Source organism: Reyranella soli, assembly GCF_007992495.1.
In the GTDB taxonomy this organism is placed as follows: domain Bacteria; phylum Pseudomonadota; class Alphaproteobacteria; order Reyranellales; family Reyranellaceae; genus Reyranella; species Reyranella soli.
Genome location: NZ_BKAJ01000016.1, coordinates 65,287 through 79,002, shown reverse-complemented (window position 1 = coordinate 79,002; position 13,716 = coordinate 65,287). Strand labels below are relative to the sequence as shown.

Genomic DNA, 13,716 nt, shown 5'->3' with positions numbered 1-13,716 from the left:
GCGCTGGAAGCGCGCGGTCCGGAAGAACATGAGCGGGCCGGAGGCCCGCGCTCCCTTGACTCACCCCTGGCCCTTGCGGGCCTCGGCGATCAGCTGCTTCAGCGCGGCGGCGTCGACGGCGCCGGGCACGAACTGCTTGCCGATCACGAAGGCCGGCGTGCCGCGCACGCCGAGCGCGCTCGCCAGCGCCAGGTTGCGGTCGATGATCGCCTTCAGCTTGGGATCTTCCATGTCCTTCTCGAGCTGGGCGCGATCGATGCCGACGCCGACGGCGATCTCGAGGATCTTGTCGCGGTCGAGCTTGCCGGTGAATTCCATCAGCGCATTGTGCAGCGGCTGATGCTTGCCCTGCTTGATCGCGGCGAGCGCGGCCTGGGCCGCGATCTTGGAGGCCTCGCCCAGGATCGGCAGGTCCTTGTAGATGATCTTGACCTTGCCGTCGGCGCCGACCACCGACTTCACGGCCTGGTAGGCGCGCTTGCAGTAGGGGCACTGGTAGTCGTTGAACTCGACGATGACGACGTCGCCGTCGGGATTGCCGCCGACCGGGCTGTCGGCGTCGCGATAGAGCTCGGCCTGGTTCTCCGACACGCCCTTCTGGGCGACGGCGTCGCGCTGGCTGTCCTGCTTGCGCTCGAGCTCCTGCATGGCGTCGACCAGCACCTCGGGATTGGCCAGCAGGTAAGCTCGGATGGATTTGCCCAGGGCGGCCTGGTCGGCGGTGAGCGGCATGGCCGAGCCGGCCGGCGCGGCGGCGATCCGGCGCGGCGATGTCGCCGTTGCCGCGACCACGGCGCCGACGAGGACCAGTCCGGCGCAAACAGTGAAGGGGAGCCAACGCATGAGAATCTCCGAACTAGCGGCCTCCTTTGGGCCGCGTGTTGATATAGGCCTTGAGGTCCTGGGCGCGCTGCCAGGCCGGCGTGTTGGCCGGGAGCTGCCGGGTGGCGGCGTCGGCATGGGTCGCCGCCTCGGACTTGTTGCCGCGCAGGGCCGCCATCTCGGCGCGCGCCAGCGAAGTCATGCCAGGATTGTTCAGCTTGGAATAGCCCTCGGCCATCATACGCCACAGGTCGAAGCTGTCGGGCTCCTGCTGCGAGGCGAGCTCGAGGTTGCGCACCGCCTCGCGGTCGTTGTCGCTGTTGTTGGTGGCGAGCAAGGCGCGGGCGAAGTCGATCTTGATCAGCCCCGAGCTCGGCAGGAGCTGGGCGGCCTTGCGGTACGAGATCACCGCCTCGGCGGAGCGGCCGTTCTCGTACAGCATCTGGCCGCGCACTTCGTGGAAGTAGGGATCGTTCGGGGCTTCCTTGATCAGCCTGTCGATACTGAGCAGGGCCGAGCCCAGTGCGCCCTTGCGGTACCAGGCGATGGCGCGGGCATAGCGCGCCGGCACCGAGGGGTCGGCTTCGGAGAATTTTGCCAACGCCGTCTCGGGTGAGATGAAGCCCATCAGCTTTGCCACCATGCGATGGTGCATGTTGAGGTTTTGCTGTGTGTCCTGCGTGTTGACATAGGGCGACTGCGCCGCTGCTTGCTCGAAGGCACTGATGCGTTCGGGCGTCAGCGGATGGGTCGTCAGGTAGGGATCGCGCCGGGCGATCTGCATGCGCTCCTCGCGCTGCAGGGTCTTGAGGAACTCGATCGTGCCCTTGGGCGACTGGCCGGTGCGCTGGAGATAGCTCATGGCCGCCTGGTCGGCGGCGCTTTCCTGCGTCTGGGTGTAGTGCAGAAACGCCATCAGCGACCCTGGCGCCCGCGGCCCGCCGGCGTTGGTGGTTGAGCCGCGTCCGACACCGCTGCCCGACACGGCGCCGCCCGCCATGGCGCCCGCACCCAGGATCGCCTCGAGGATCTGCAGGGTCGTGAGGTTGCGCAGCTCCTCCTGCATGCGGGCGAGATGACCGCCGGCGATGTGGCCACTTTCATGCGCCATGACGCCGATCAGCTGATTCGGCGTTTCAGTCCGCATGATCAGCCCGGTGTTGATGAAGATGCGCTGGCCACCCGCCACGAAAGCGTTGAGCGAGTTGTCCTGGACGATCATGATCTCGATGGCGTTGGGGTCGAGCCCGGCCGCCCGCCAGATCGGCACAGTGAGTGCGCGGATATTGTTCTCGATCTCGGCGTCGCGGATGAGATTGAGTCGTTGACCTTGCTGTGCGCGCGCGGCACCAAACGGCGCCAGCGCGAACAGCGCAAGGGAGAAGAGGGTGATGATGCGTTTGAACACGGGCGGCACGGTCTCTGGGCAGGCTATGAACGCAAAGCGGCCGCGTCAATCGCGCACCCCCCCGGTGCGGCACGCCCTGGCGCTGGCCGCCCTGTTCATGCTGGCTGCATGTGGCAGAAGTGAGACGGACCGCGATACCGAGTCAGCCGCTCAGGCCGCCAATCCCGCCGGCATGTCGCCGGGCAGGGGCGGCCTCTCCCGCATCGTTGCCGATAGCGTCAATGCCCCGTTCTCCGCCGTTGCCGCCGACGAGAGCCGTGCCGCAGAAATCGGCCGCGATGTCCTGTTGGCCGGCGGCAATGCGACCGACGCCGCGGTCGCCATGTACTTCGCCATGGCCGTCACCTTGCCGTCGGCGGCTAGCCTCGGCGCCTCGGGCGCCTGCATTGTCCACAACGACAAGACCAAGGCGGCCGAAGCCTTCGTCTTCCCGCCGATCACCGCGCCCGGCACGGTCGCCGGCCAGCCTTTCACCGTGCCCTCGGGGGTGCGCGCCATCACGCTGATGCATGTCCGTCACGGCCAGCTGCGCTGGGAGGCGACAGTGGCGCCGGCCGAGCGGCTGGCGCGCTTCGGCGTGCCGGTATCGCGCGCCCTGGCGCGCGATTTTCAGGCCAGCGGCGGGATGATGGGTGGTCGCGCCTTTGGCGGCGGTGCGCTGACGGAAGGCAGCACGCTCACCCAGCCCGACCTCGCCGGCACCCTGGCCAGCATCCGACAGCGCGGCGGCGCGGACTTCTTCCAGGGCCAGCTTGCGCGCACGATGTCCGAGCAGTTGGGCGGAGCCCTGACTGTCGACGCGCTGCGCGCCGCGGTGCCGCAGGCAGGCGCGCCGATGACGGAGAGCTATGGCATGCGACGCCGAGTCTATGTCGCGCCGGCGCCGGCCGCCGGTGCCTCGGCACTGGCCGGCTTCAAGGGGCAGGCGCCGAGTGGGCCGACGCCAACGGATTCCGGCGGCTTCGCGGGCCTCGCTGCTGTCGACGGCAAGGCGGGTGCCGCGGCCTGCGCTCTGTCGATGGGCCAGACCTTCGGCGCGCGCGCCGTCGTGCCTGGCGCCGGCGTGCTGCTGGGCGCGCCATCGCCGCAGGGCGGCTCGGTCAGTCCGGTGATCATCGCCAATCCGGGCAACGGCGAGTTCACCTTCGTCGGCGCCGGCGGTGGAGCGGCGACGGCTGCGCAGGCCACGGGCTATGTGGCCTACGCGACAATCGAGCAGGACCAGCCGCTTGCCAATGTCCTCACCTCACGGCGCGGGCAGGGCGGCTGGGTCAACGCCATCGCCTGCCCGTCGGGGCTGCGCGGCGGCGGCTCGAGCTGCCGCAGCGCCATCGATCCGGCCGGCGCCGGATTGGCGCTGACCGCGCGCTGACGAACGATGTCGGGCAAGCTTTCGCGACGCGGCGGTGCGGTCGATCCGTTCATCGTCATGGACGTCATGGCGGCCGCTGCCGAGAAGGAGGCGGCGGGCGACACCGTCATCCATCTGGAAGTCGGCCAGCCCAGCACGCCGGCGCCCAAGGGGGCACTGGCCGCCGCGCACGCCGCACTCGACAGCGACCGCATCGGCTATGTCGCGGCGCTCGGCATTCCAGCGCTGCGCGAGCGCATCGCACGGCACTATCGCGAGGCCTACCGGACGGAGGTGTCGCCCGAGCGTGTGATCGTGACGACCGGTTCGTCGGGCGGCTTCCCGCTCGCCTTCCTGGCGAGCTTCGATGCCGGCGACCGCGTTGCGCTCGCCGCACCGGGTTATCCCGCCTATCGCAACATCCTGACGGCGCTCAATCTCGAGGCCGTCGACCTGCCGACCTCGGCCGCCGATCTCTTCCAGCCCACCGTTGAAGCGCTCAAGAAGGCGGGACGCATCGACGGCCTGATCGTGGCGAGCCCGTCCAATCCCACTGGCACCATGGTGGGGCATGCCGAGATGAAGGCATTGGCCGGCTGGTGCGCCGACAACGGCGTGCGCCTGATCTCCGACGAGATCTATCACGGCATCGTCTACGAGGGCGACACGGCGTCGGCGGTCGAGGTCTCGGACGAGGCCATCGTCGTCAACAGCTTCTCGAAGTACTTCTCCATGACCGGTTGGCGCGTCGGCTGGCTGGTGGTGCCGCAGGAGCTGGTGCGGCCGATCGAGCGGCTGACGCAGAATTTCTTCATCTCCGTGCCGACGCTCAGCCAGCATGCGGCGCTGGCGGCCTTCGACTGCCGCGGCGAGCTCGATGGCCATGTGCGCCGCTACCGACGTAACCGCGATCTGCTGCTGGCCGGACTGCCGGAAGCAGGCTTTGACCGCTTCGCCCCGGCAGAGGGTGCGTTCTATCTCTATTGCGACGTCGCCCATCTCACCAACGACAGCCGCGATTTCTGCAAGCGCATGCTCGCCGAGACGGGTGTGGCGACGACGCCGGGTGTCGACTTCGACCGCGCGCGCGGTGCGGGCACGCTGCGCATCTCCTTCGCGGGCTCCGCCGCCGAGATGGAGGAGGCGGTGCGCCGGCTCAAGGCCTGGAGACGGCCGTGAAGCCGGTCGCGGCCGTACTGGCCGCGCTCTCCCTGTGGATGGCAACGGCCGCGGCCGACGACAAGGTCGGAGCAGCCGAGCGGGCGATGACGGGCGCCTACGCCGCGCTGGCCGACAAGCTCGACGGCGCGGCCAAGGTGCATTTCGAAGCCGATCAGGCGCGCTGGCGTGCCGGCCTTCGCGCCTGCGACGTCCAGCCGTCGCGCAAGGCGGAGTGCCTGGAGCTCCGCTACCGCCAGCGCGCGAGCCTGATCGAGGTTTTCGCCGAAGGCCCTTATCCCTTCGTCTCGCAGCAGGCGATCGTGCAGTCCGGCAACGGACCGCGCGGTCGCTACCTCGTCGATATCGCCTATCCCCGTTTCGATAGCCCGTCGCAGGATTTCTCCGCGGCCGATCGCGTTTTCTCCGGGCTGGCCCAGACGTCGCTCTTCGACGCCATCGACACGGGCCGCAACTGCGAGATCACCCAGACCTTCTCGCTCTACCGGCTGGCGCCCTCGGTCGCTTCGGTGACGTTCTGGCGCGAGTGGGTGGGCCCGAGCATCGATATCGATCTCGCCGGCTATCTCGTCGACCTTTCCACCGGCAGGCTGCTCGAGCCGCAGGACGTCTTCACGCCTGGCGACGGCTGGCGCCACCGCCTGGCCGAGCTCGTCCGCCAGGAACTCGCCAAGGATCCTCCCGATGGCGGCCGCAAAGGCGTGGGTGGCGACATCGCCTCGGTCATGCGCGAGGTCGATTGGAAGGATTATATGTTCGAGAACGACAGGCTCGTGCTGTCGCTGAACAAGGTGGCGACCGAGCGTGGTATGAAAGGCTACGAGGTCGTCATACCCTACGCCGCGATGAAGGATATTTTCCGCGCCGATGGTCCACTCAGGAGTTTGCAGCGATGATCGGTTTGGCGAAGCCCGTGATGGCGATGCTGCTGGTGCTCGGCGCCGGCGGCGCGGCCCTGGCGCAGGAGCGGCCGAGCTTCGACTGCGCCAAGGCCGACAACACCATCGATCACGCCATCTGCAAGAACGGCGGGCTCGCCAAGGCCGACCGCGAGATGGTGGCGGCCTACACCGCGTTGCTCAACAAGCTGAACGGCGCCGCCAAGGACGACCTGGTCAAGGACCAGGTGCGCTGGGTCGCCAACCGCAATCGCGCCTGCCGCAGCGATTCCGACAGCATCGAGGACTGCCTGAAGAACCGCTACACATCGCGCATCAAGAACCTGCGGGCCTACGTCCAGGGCACCTATCCCGCGATCAGCGAGCGGTCGCTGGCGAAGCAGGGCAAGCTCGGCAAGATCACCTGGTCGTACGATCTCACCTATCCGCGCTTCGAGGGCGCGAACGTCGATTTCTCCGCGGTCAACGCCCGCTTCGCCGATGCCGCGAACAAAATCGCCGATGAATCGACTCCCAAGGCCGCCGACGGCTCCGAGCGCGAGCAGCAATGGTACTACGAGCAGGGCTTCACCGTTGAGCGGCCGCCGGGCGGACAGGCGGCAACCATTTCTCTGAGCTTCGACAGTTATCGCGGCGGCGCGCACGGCTATGGCGCGACACGCTGCACCCTGGTCGACCTGCGCAGCGGGAAGGTGATCGGACCGGACGGCGTGTTCACGGCGGGCGAACAGTGGCTGCGGCTCATGACCCAGCTCGTCGGTGCCGACCTCAAGAAGCAGTTCGTCGACAATCCCGGATTCGAAGATGCGCTCCAGCCCGCCAGCCTCGCCAAGCTGCTGAGCGAGGCGAATCGCTATTGCTGGACCGACAAGCATCTCGAAGTCATCTTCAATGCCTACGATGTCGGGCCCTATGCCGCCGGCCCTTATCAGGTCGATATTCCCTACGACAGGCTGAAGCCGATCCTGCGCCCCGATGGTCCGATCGCTCGCTGACCGCTGCGCCCTTGCCGGCGCGTTGCTCCTGACGCTGGCCGGCGCCGCTCTGGCGCAGGGCACGTCGCGCGTCGACTGCTCGAAGGCGGCGACGACGATCGAGCGCGCGATCTGCGCCAAGCCCGAGCTTGCCGCCGCCGACCGCAAGATGGCCATCGCCTACGCGGCACTTGCCGGCAAGCTCACGGGCGCTGCCAAGGAACACCTGCTGGCCGATCAGATCCGCTGGCTCGCCAACCGGGCTGCGGCCTGCGTCGTCGAGCCGTCGGAGATGGAGGAGTGCCTGGAGTCGCGCGACCGCGACCGCATTGCGCAGCTCGAATGGCTGGGCGAGGGTGCCTATCCCTTCATCAGCGAACAGGCGATCGTGAAGGCCGCCAAGGTGCGCGGCATCCCCTACATCGTCGACGCGAGCTATCCGCAGTTCGACGGCGGCACGGTCGACTTCGGCGCTGTGAACCGCCAGCTCGCCGCGAGCGCCGGCGAGGGTGCCGACCGGGCCGTTCCCGGTCCGGACACCGACAATGACGGCGGCAACTACAATGGCCCGGCGTGGCGGTATGAGCAGGCCTTTACGCTCTACAGGCCAGGCCCCAACGCCGTCTCCGTCAAGATCGCCTACAACGCCTACGAAGGCGGCGCGCACGGCATCATTGGCGTCAGCGGCATGCTTGTCGACCTGCGCACGGGCAAGTCGGTCGGCCCGGAAGGCGTGTTCCTGCCGACCTCGAACTGGCTCAGGGAGCTCATGCGCATCGTCAGCGCCGACATCAACACGCCCAACCTGTCCGACATACTGAAGCAGCCGAACCGCTACGTGTTCCTCGAGGATCGCCTGGAACTTTCCTTCAACCAGTATGAGGGCGGGCCCTACACCGTGGAGATTTCCTACGACCGGCTTCGGTCGCTGCTGCGCGTCGATGGACCTGTCCCGCGATGAAGAGCCGGTCCCTGGTCGTTCCCGCCGAGCTGTTCGACAGCCGCCAATATGGTTTCGCACAGGTCGCTGTCGTGTCGACGCCGCTTGGCCGCGCGGTGCATGTGTCGGGACAGGTTGCCTGGGACGCCGATCAGAACATCGTCGGACCCGGCGATGTCGGCCGCCAGCTCGAGAAGAGCCTCGACAACCTTGCGGCAGCGCTGGCATCGGTCGGCGCGACGCTCGATCAGGTCGGCGCGCTCAGCCTCTACATCAGGCAAAGCCACATCGGCGAGGGCAAGGCGATCAGCGCCGCGCTTCGTGCGAAGTTCGGCGACAACCCGCCCTGCGCGACCTGGATCGGCGTGACGAGCCTCGCCGACGAACAGTTCCTGATCGAGGTCGAGCCCTCGGTCGTGTTCCTGGATTCGGGCACCACCAAAACCTCACCCTGAGGAGCGCGCGCCGCGCGCGTCTCGAAGGGTGGGCAAGGGACGAGGTCCGTGGCCGCTCCTGTGCGTGCGCCGCACTTCCCTAATGCAGCTTCCGCCTATCGCGCGGCGCGGCGGCTGACGCCGTTGTCGTCGGCTGCCCCGTCTCGATCGGCGGCACGGGACCGGAATGGTGGCCGATCATGCGCCAGCCGTCGCTTTGGCGGGCAAAGGTGTTGGTCGCCATGAGCTGGCCCTCGGGCAGGATCTCGCGGCAGACGACGATGGCGAGGCCCGGGCGGCCGATCACCCATTCGCCGACACAGCGCACCTTGGGCGATTCGGGATGGCGCAGGATGCCGCGCCAGCTCGCCAGGATCTCGGCACGCCCGTGCAAGGGCGCCTGGCCGGGATGCAGGCAGACCATGGCGCCGGTCGCCGCCCAGATCTGGTCCATGCCGGCGACGTCGCGTTCGGCGAAGGCGCGGTAAAAGGCGCGGTTGGCGGCCAGCACGGCCTCGCGCTCCTCGTCGTCGAATTCCGCCAAGAGTGGCGGCAGGCGCGGTGGCCGGCGCGGCATTCGTCCCTCGAAACTCCCCGGTTGCCTGCCTTAGGATTAGCCGACAGAGAGGAAGCATCCAACCGCCGAGATGACGATGTCCATTCCCAAGCTCGAATTCCCGCCGTTCCATCTGCCCGCAGAGGCCGAGGCGCTGCGTGGCGAGGTCCGCAGCTTCCTGAAGGAGACGTTGCCGACGGTGAAGTCGGAGGATCGCTTCGCGAGCTGGAACACCTTCTCGCCGGAGTTCAGCAAGGCCTTGGGCAAGAAAGGCTGGATCGGCATCACCTGGCCCAAGCAATATGGCGGCAGCGAGCGGAGCTTTTTGGACCGCTACGTCATCACCGAGGAGCTTTTGGGCAACAGCGCGCCCGCCGGCGCCCACTGGGTGGCCGATCGCCAGTCCGGCCCGCTGCTGCTGCGCTTCGGCAGCGAGGAGCAGCGCCAGGCCATCCTGCCCAGGATCACGGCCGGTGAATGCTATTTCTCGATCGGCATGAGCGAGCCCGATTCGGGCTCCGACCTCGCCTCGGTGCGCACGCGCGCCGAGCCGGTGCCCGGCGGCTTCCGCGTCAACGGCACCAAGGTCTGGACCTCGGGCGCCCATCGCAACAACTACTGCATCGCCCTGGTGCGCACCTCGGGTCAGCACGGCGATCGGCACAAGGGGCTGAGCCAGCTGCTGGTCGATCTCAAGACGCCGGGCGTCACCATCCGGCCGATCATCAACCTCGCCGGCCGCCACGACTGGAACGAGGTCACCTTCACCGATGCCTTCATCCCCGAGAGCTGCCTCATAGGCAACGAAGGCGACGGCTGGCTGCAGGTGACGAGCGAGCTCGCTTTCGAGCGCTCCGGCCCCGAGCGCTTCATGCAGAACTTCTACATCCTGCGCGAGCTGGTGCGCGTGCTGGGCCGCCAGCCGGCCAAGCGTGCCTCGTCGATCCTGGGCCGACTGATCGCTCGGCTGTGGACGCTGCGCCAGATGTCGGTCGCCGTTGCCGGCATGATGCAGGGCGGCAAGTCGCCGGCGATCGAGGCGGCGCTGGTCAAGGATCTCGGCACGATCTACCAGCAGGACCTGCCCGAGATCGCCCGGGCCATCGCCGAGTCCGACGCCACGACCGAGGAGGATCTCGCCGATTTCCTCGACGTCGCGCAGTACGCCACCATGATGGCGCCGAGCTACACCATCCAGGGCGGCACGACCCAGGTCCTGCGCGGCATCGTCGCGCGCGGGCTGGGTTTGCGCTGAGGGAGATGATCATGGATCGTGAAACCCGCGACATGCTGCTCGAGACCGCCGACCGCTTCTTCACCGAGCGCTGCGGCCGCGCCGTCGTCAACGACGTGGAGAAGGGCGTGTGGCCCGCCGATCTCTGGAAGGAGATCGAGGAGATGGGCCTGCCGCTGATCGCCGTGCCCGAGGACAAGAACGGCGCCGGCGGCACGCTGGCCGACATGCTGGCGCTGCTGCGGCTGGCCGGCTCGCATGCCGTGCCCGTGCCGCTCGCCGAGACGTCGCTCGCCAACCTGCTGATCGCCGCGGCCGGCAGCGAGCCCAGGCCCGGGCCCGCGACGTTGGCGCTGGGCAACCTGACGCTGAGCGGCGGTCGCGTCAGCGGCAAGATCGAGCGCGTGCCCTTCGCCTCGGTGGCCGATCGCTTCGTCACCGTCGTCGGCAGCACGCTGGCTGTCGTCGCTGCAGCCAATGCCAGGATCGACGACACGCCGAGTCACGCCGGCGAGCCTTATGGCACGGTGAGCTTCGACAATGCCGCAGCCGAGTTCAGCGGCGCCTCGCCGGTCAGCGCCGATCGCGCCTACGAGCTGGCCGCCGTGATGCGCGCCATGCAGATGGCCGGCGCCGCCGACAAGGTGCTGGCTACCGCCGTCGAATATTGCAAGCAGCGTGTCCAGTTCGGCCGGCCGATCTCGACCTTCCAGGCCATCCAGCACATGCTGGCCGAGCTTGCGAGCTACGTCGCGGCCACGATCGCCTCGGCCGAGGCCGCGGCGCGCGATGCCGACGAAGGCGGGCTGGTCGACGGCGGTCGCTTCTCCATCGCCGCGGCCAAGAGCCAGGCCTCGGATTTTGCCCAACGAATCGCCGCCATCTCGCATCAGTCGATGGGCGCCATGGGTTTCACCCATGAGCACATCCTGCATCACTATACGCGCCGGCTCTGGGTGTGGCGGCGCGACTTCGGCAGCGAGACCTTCTGGGGCGACAAGATCGGCGCCGCCTACGCCAAGGCCGGACCCGAAGCGCTATGGGCCTCGCTCAGCGCCAGCAAATACGCGGCATAGGGCAGGGCGGCTCCGTTGGCGATCGACATACTTGATACGGTTGGCGACGTTGATCTTCTGACACTCGACGTCGAACATGCACTCGGGGTGTGCGGAGCTTTGAGTCGGAGGCCGCGTCCGTGTCGCGTTCATTTAGCCGTCCTATGGAACGTGATGCCGCCGGTCCGGGACAGTCAACAAGTCGTCCGCCACTTCCCATCCTGACAACCCTGCGTTTCTTCGCAGCGGCCGAGGTCGTGGCGTTCCATGTCGCGCAGACGAAGCCCGCATGGTCGAGTCCTGTGGGTATCCTCTCTGGCCTGATGTCTGGCGGCTACTCGGCGGTCGTTTTCTTCTTCGTGCTGTCCGGCTTCATCCTTGCCTATGTCCATACCGGCGAGAACGGGCGCGCCGGGTGCAATGTGAGCGCCACCAGATTCTGGCGTCTGCGGTTTGCGCGCATCGCTCCGGCCTACTACCTGGGCCTGCTTCTCGCCCTGCCGATCGTCACGCAGGTCGTGGCGCAGTCGCACTGGTCGGACTGGAAGATCGCCGTCGGCCTGGCGTCGGTCGTGGTTTTCCTGCAGGCAGGTGGCCGGCCTATGTGACGCTGTGGAACTTTCCGGCCTGGTCACTGTCCGTGGAGTGCCTGTCTATGCGCTGTTCCCTTTGCTGGTGCGCACGCTTGCGCGTTGGCCGGTCATGGCGCTGCTGGCCGGAAGCTACGTCCTCATCGCGCTGACCGGCACGTACCGCATCGCATTCATGTCGTTTGCCGGCATGGGCGGCAAGGCACACTGGCTGGTGCCGACGTTCTTCCCGCTGCTGCATCTGCCGCTGCTCGTCTTCGGCATGGCCTTGGCTCGTCTCTTTCTGTCCGGTCGGCGGCTGTCTCCGAGGCTTCATTCGGCGATGCTCGGCGTCGGCGTGGGACTGCTCGTGCTCATCTTCGCCGGCGCCTGGCTGCTGCCGTCGTGGATGCGCAGCGCTACGGTGCTCGTGCCGATATTCGCGCTGGTCATCTTCGGTGGCGCCGGCGCAGGCAGCTCCGTCAAGCTGCTGACGCTGCCGATCTTCCTGCTTCTCGGCGAAGCCAGCTACTCGATGTACATCCTCCATATTCCGCTGCGCCATTGCTGGGAGACGCTGATCGCCGGGGTGCCCGAACTCAGCTTGGCGCCGTGGCTGCACTTCCTGCTGTACTTCGGCTTCGTCGTTCTCGTGTCGGTCGTTGTGTTCCGGCAGGTTGAAACGCCGATGCGGAAGTGGATCGCCGGCCGCGGCCGCGACAGTGTCCCTCGCGCCGCCGTCGCCATGGCGGGCTGAGACCTCCATAACGTTCTGCTTGCCGAAAACGCGCTCGAGCAAAGATCACAGCCTGGACCACTAGGTGTGCAGCTGTAGCGATTGCTCCCGAGCGGCGAGCGGCGCAGCATGGCGCGGCGTCAGTAGCCATAGTCGGAGTATCTACGCGTAAACCTCATAACAAACATGGGAGGTTTAGCAGATGTCCGCGTCCGTCACGCCCACATCGCCGTCGACCGTGCCCTGGTGGAAGGAACCCACCAAGGACCAGTGGTACGCCTACATCGCCGCCTGGCTCGGTTGGACGCTCGATGCGTTCGACTTCACCATCTTCCTCTTGATCATGGTGCCGATTGCCAAGGAGTTCGATGTCCCGATCACCGCGGTCGCCATCGTTTTCACATTGACCCTGTGGCTGCGTCTGGTAGGCGCCACCGCCGCCGGCTGGATGGCCGATCGCATGGGGCGCAAGACGCCGCTGATGATCTCCATCCTGTGGTATTCGATTTGCAACTTCATCGCGGGCTTCTCGCCGTCATTCTACTTCCTGCTGTTCTTCCGGGCGCTGCTCGGCATCGGCATGGGCGCGGAATGGCCGGCCGGTGCGGCGCTGGCGATGGAGACCTGGCCCGCTCGTTCGCGTGGCTTCATGAGCGGCATCCTGCAGGGCTCGTGGGGCCTGGGCTTCGCCCTGTCGGCGCTGGCCTACGGCCTGCTCTTCGAGCACATCGGCTGGCGCGGCCTGCTGTGGATCGGCATCCTGCCGGCGCTGGTGGTCGTGTGGATCCGGTTCTACGTCAAGGAGCCGGAAGTGTGGGTCGAGAACAAGCGACTTCAGGCCGAGAAGAAGGCCGAGGTGAAGACGCCGCTGTTCACCATCTTCACGCGCAAGCACATCTACAACACGCTGACCGGCTGCCTGTGGATGGGCGCCGCGTTCTGCGTCTACTACTCGATCTGGGCGCTGTTCTCGACGTACCTGCAGAAGGAGCTGAACTGGACGCCCGGCATGGTGGCGACGCCATTGTTCTGGGCCAATATCGTCGTCTTCGCCGGCTCCGGCCTGTGGGGCGCCGTCGCCGACAAGTGGGGCAGGCGGCCCGCCATCATCGTGCCCTGCGTCATCGCCGTCTTCGTGACGCCGCTTTACCTATGGACGACCGATCCCTTGTGGATCGTGTTCGGCTTCATCCTGCAGGGCGTGTTCGGCGGCTCGATCTACGGCCAGAACCCGAGCTATCTCAGCGAACGCTTCCCGACCGAGGTGCGCGCCACGGCTTCGGGCTTCGTCTATCACCAGGGCGCGATCTGGGGCGGCCTGGTGGCGCCGGTCATCAGCTACTTCGCGATTGAGCAGAAGATGGGCTTCGCCATGCCGATGATGGTGAGCACCATCGTCTTCCTGCTGATCGTGATCCTCGCGGTGGCGCTGGGGCCCGAGACCAAGGGCAAGATCCTCACCGCCGACCTCGAGACTCTGAAGGCGGCGGAAGCGCCTTGACGCGATAAGGCAGAACGATCCTCCCCCGTCATACGGGGGAGGATAGGATGGGGGAGAG

At 67.2% G+C, this 13,716-nt stretch carries 14 protein-coding genes; 11 read left to right on the top strand and 3 right to left on the bottom strand.

What is annotated here, in order from left to right; genetic code table 11:
* Positions 1-60: 60 nt before the first annotated feature.
* Both RSO01_RS04570 and RSO01_RS04565 read right to left on the bottom strand, forming a co-directional pair.
* Complete coding sequence (locus RSO01_RS04570; RefSeq protein ID WP_170302847.1) at positions 61-843, bottom strand: DsbA family protein; 783 nt, start codon at positions 841-843, stop codon at positions 61-63.
* A 13-nt stretch (positions 844-856) separates the two neighbouring features.
* A complete protein-coding gene (locus RSO01_RS04565; RefSeq protein ID WP_170302846.1) occupies positions 857-2,230 on the bottom strand; it encodes a M48 family metalloprotease in 1,374 nt (457 codons plus the stop codon).
* Here RSO01_RS04565 and RSO01_RS04560 point away from each other — a divergent pair.
* The 6 genes from RSO01_RS04560 to RSO01_RS04535 are packed head-to-tail and all read left to right on the top strand — an operon-like array spanning position 2,214 to position 8,028.
* The gene (locus RSO01_RS04560; RefSeq protein ID WP_147146657.1) at positions 2,214-3,602 is read left to right on the top strand and encodes a gamma-glutamyltransferase; all 1,389 of its coding nucleotides are present in this window, start codon (positions 2,214-2,216) and stop codon (positions 3,600-3,602) included. The two genes, RSO01_RS04565 and RSO01_RS04560, sit on opposite strands and share 17 nt — an antisense overlap.
* A 6-nt stretch (positions 3,603-3,608) precedes the next feature.
* Positions 3,609-4,760 (top strand): pyridoxal phosphate-dependent aminotransferase, encoded by a 1,152-nt coding sequence (locus tag RSO01_RS04555; protein ID WP_147146656.1) that lies wholly within the window; start codon positions 3,609-3,611, stop codon positions 4,758-4,760.
* On the top strand, positions 4,757-5,656 hold the full coding sequence (locus RSO01_RS04550; RefSeq protein WP_147146654.1) for a lysozyme inhibitor LprI family protein: 900 nt from the start codon (positions 4,757-4,759) through the stop codon (positions 5,654-5,656). The genes RSO01_RS04555 and RSO01_RS04550 overlap by 4 nt, the downstream gene beginning before the upstream one ends.
* A complete protein-coding gene (locus RSO01_RS04545; protein ID WP_147146652.1) occupies positions 5,653-6,654 on the top strand; it encodes a DUF3298 domain-containing protein in 1,002 nt (333 codons plus the stop codon). Before RSO01_RS04550 ends, RSO01_RS04545 begins: the two co-directional genes overlap by 4 nt.
* On the top strand, positions 6,635-7,594 hold the full coding sequence (locus RSO01_RS04540; RefSeq protein WP_147146650.1) for a lysozyme inhibitor LprI family protein: 960 nt from the start codon (positions 6,635-6,637) through the stop codon (positions 7,592-7,594). Before RSO01_RS04545 ends, RSO01_RS04540 begins: the two co-directional genes overlap by 20 nt.
* The gene (locus RSO01_RS04535; protein WP_147146648.1) at positions 7,591-8,028 is read left to right on the top strand and encodes a RidA family protein; all 438 of its coding nucleotides are present in this window, start codon (positions 7,591-7,593) and stop codon (positions 8,026-8,028) included. The genes RSO01_RS04540 and RSO01_RS04535 overlap by 4 nt, the downstream gene beginning before the upstream one ends.
* Before the next feature lie 79 nt (positions 8,029-8,107).
* On the opposite strand, the gene RSO01_RS04530 is transcribed toward RSO01_RS04535, so the two are convergent.
* Complete coding sequence (locus RSO01_RS04530; RefSeq protein WP_147146646.1) at positions 8,108-8,584, bottom strand: YybH family protein; 477 nt, start codon at positions 8,582-8,584, stop codon at positions 8,108-8,110.
* Between the two features lie 76 nt (positions 8,585-8,660).
* Here RSO01_RS04530 and RSO01_RS04525 point away from each other — a divergent pair, with 76 nt between their 5' ends.
* The 5 genes from RSO01_RS04525 to RSO01_RS04505 all read left to right on the top strand — a co-directional run bounded on the left by RSO01_RS04525 (position 8,661) and on the right by RSO01_RS04505 (position 13,658).
* Positions 8,661-9,818, top strand: a complete 1,158-nt coding sequence (locus RSO01_RS04525) for an acyl-CoA dehydrogenase family protein (protein ID WP_218037240.1) — start codon at positions 8,661-8,663, stop codon at positions 9,816-9,818.
* 11 nt (positions 9,819-9,829) lie between these two features.
* A complete protein-coding gene (locus tag RSO01_RS04520; RefSeq protein ID WP_170302845.1) occupies positions 9,830-10,873 on the top strand; it encodes an acyl-CoA dehydrogenase family protein in 1,044 nt (347 codons plus the stop codon).
* Between the two features lie 119 nt (positions 10,874-10,992).
* Positions 10,993-11,460 (top strand): acyltransferase family protein, encoded by a 468-nt coding sequence (locus tag RSO01_RS49420; protein WP_147146640.1) that lies wholly within the window; start codon positions 10,993-10,995, stop codon positions 11,458-11,460.
* Positions 11,461-11,497: 37 nt separating this feature from the next.
* Positions 11,498-12,178, top strand: a complete 681-nt coding sequence (locus RSO01_RS49415) for an acyltransferase family protein (protein WP_170302844.1) — start codon at positions 11,498-11,500, stop codon at positions 12,176-12,178.
* Between the two features lie 181 nt (positions 12,179-12,359).
* Positions 12,360-13,658 carry an MFS transporter gene (locus RSO01_RS04505; RefSeq protein WP_147146636.1) on the top strand — a complete coding sequence of 433 codons (1,299 nt, stop codon included), beginning with the start codon at positions 12,360-12,362 and terminating at the stop codon, positions 13,656-13,658.
* The last annotated feature ends 58 nt before the right edge of the window (positions 13,659-13,716 follow it).

What these genes read in the sequence shown, in the direction of transcription:
- RSO01_RS04570 (WP_170302847.1), bottom strand. Translation starts at nt 843, where the DNA reads ATGCGTTGGCTCCCCTTCACTGTTTGCGCCGGACTGGTCCTCGTCGGC.
- RSO01_RS04560 (WP_147146657.1), top strand. Translation starts at nt 2,214, where the DNA reads ATGATGCGTTTGAACACGGGCGGCACGGTCTCTGGGCAGGCTATGAAC.
- RSO01_RS04555 (WP_147146656.1), top strand. Translation starts at nt 3,609, where the DNA reads ATGTCGGGCAAGCTTTCGCGACGCGGCGGTGCGGTCGATCCGTTCATC.
- RSO01_RS04545 (WP_147146652.1), top strand. Translation starts at nt 5,653, where the DNA reads ATGATCGGTTTGGCGAAGCCCGTGATGGCGATGCTGCTGGTGCTCGGC.
- RSO01_RS04540 (WP_147146650.1), top strand. Translation starts at nt 6,635, where the DNA reads ATGGTCCGATCGCTCGCTGACCGCTGCGCCCTTGCCGGCGCGTTGCTC.
- RSO01_RS04535 (WP_147146648.1), top strand. Translation starts at nt 7,591, where the DNA reads ATGAAGAGCCGGTCCCTGGTCGTTCCCGCCGAGCTGTTCGACAGCCGC.
- RSO01_RS04530 (WP_147146646.1), bottom strand. Translation starts at nt 8,584, where the DNA reads ATGCCGCGCCGGCCACCGCGCCTGCCGCCACTCTTGGCGGAATTCGAC.
- RSO01_RS04525 (WP_218037240.1), top strand. Translation starts at nt 8,661, where the DNA reads ATGTCCATTCCCAAGCTCGAATTCCCGCCGTTCCATCTGCCCGCAGAG.
- RSO01_RS04520 (WP_170302845.1), top strand. Translation starts at nt 9,830, where the DNA reads ATGGATCGTGAAACCCGCGACATGCTGCTCGAGACCGCCGACCGCTTC.
- RSO01_RS04505 (WP_147146636.1), top strand. Translation starts at nt 12,360, where the DNA reads ATGTCCGCGTCCGTCACGCCCACATCGCCGTCGACCGTGCCCTGGTGG.